We start from the raw sequence: 1458 nt of genomic DNA, 5'->3' as shown, positions 1-1458 counted from the left end.
GGCATCCTGGCCACACCGGTGGAGACCGTCCGGCGCGATCGAGGCAACCGCCATCTGCGGCGGCTCGCCGAATTGGTCGACGAGATGGGTGCGGTGGAGGTCGTCGTCGGGCTGCCGCGTACGTTGGCCGACCGAACCGGTCAATCAGCAAGGGCGGCAATCGATCTGGCTGACCAGCTGGCGGCCCGCATTGCGCCGGTGCCGGTGCGGCTGGCAGACGAGCGGTTGACCACGGTAAGCGCCCAGCGGTCGCTGCGTGAGGCCGGAGTCCGGGCCAAGGGGCAGCGGGCGATGGTCGATCAGGTTGCGGCGGTCGGCATCCTGCAGAACTGGCTGGACCAGCGGCGTGCGGTGCTGACCGGGCGCGGAGAGGGTGCGGATGGCTGACGACGAGTGGGGCCCGGAACGCGCACAGCCGGTGGCAGTGGGTCCCCCGCGGCACAGGATGAGTCGGCGGGACCGGGTGCGGGCGGCGGAAGGTCGACGCCGGCGCCGGTTGGCCACCGGCGCGGCCGTGGCGTTGCTGATCGTCGTCGTCCTCGGCGCGGTGTTCCTGGGTTCGCGGCTGTGGCACTCGCTGGTGGGCCCGGAAACCGACTTCGCCGGCGACGGACTCAACGACATCGTCATCGAGGTCCACGACGGCGATTCGACGACCGCCATCGGGCAGACGCTGGCTGACCACAACGTGGTGGCGACGGTGAAGGCGTTCGTCGAGGCCGCGCAGGGCAACGGTGCGATCGCCGCGATCCAGCCCGGGTTCTACAAGGTGCGCACCGAGATACCGGCGGCCACCGCGGTGGATCGGCTGGCCGACCCGACCAACCGGGTGGGCAAGCTGGTGATTGCCGAGGGCCGCCAGCTCGACGACGTCGCCGACGTCAAGACCGAGGTGGTGACCGACGGCATCCTGACCCTGATCTCGCAGGCCTCCTGCGTGGACCTCGACGGCGAACAGACCTGCGTACCGACCGCTGAGCTGCGCCGGCAGGCCGGATCGGCGCTGCCGTCGGAACTGGCGGTGCCCGCCTGGGCCACCGCGGAGGTCACCGCGATGGGCACCGACCACCGCCGGCTGGAAGGTTTGATCGCGCCGGGAACCTGGAACATCGACCCGTCGGCATCGCCGACGCAGATCCTGGCGTCGTTGATCGGTGCCAGCGCCGAGCTGTATGCGCACGGCGGGCTGCTCGACGCCGCGGCGGCGGCCAACCTGTCGCCCTACCAGGTGCTGACCGTTGCATCGTTGGTGCAGCGGGAGGCCACACCCGATGACTTCGCGAAGGTCGCCCGCGTCATCTACAACCGGCTGGCCGAGGACCGTACGCTCGAGTTCGACTCCACGGTGAACTATCCGTTGGACCGGGTGGAGATCGCGACCACCGACGCCGACCGGGCGATGAGCACGCCCTGGAACACCTATGTGCGGCCCGGGCTGCCGGCGACGCCGATCGGTTC

2 protein-coding genes are annotated in these 1458 nt (G+C 70.5%); both read left to right on the top strand.

What is annotated here, in order from left to right; all coding sequences use genetic code 11:
* Positions 1-387: Holliday junction resolvase RuvX (gene ruvX, locus ACN269_RS34695; protein ID WP_421477561.1), on the top strand; the 387-nt coding region annotated here is incomplete at its 5' end.
* Positions 380-1458 (top strand): endolytic transglycosylase MltG (locus tag ACN269_RS34690; protein ID WP_421477560.1); only part of this gene is annotated, 1079 nt, incomplete at its 3' end. The genes ruvX and ACN269_RS34690, both read left to right, overlap by 8 nt.

The organism is Micromonospora sp. WMMD736 (assembly GCF_049179015.1).
GTDB lineage: Bacteria > Actinomycetota > Actinomycetes > Mycobacteriales > Micromonosporaceae > Micromonospora.
This window is presented reverse-complemented; position numbering and strand designations above follow the sequence as displayed.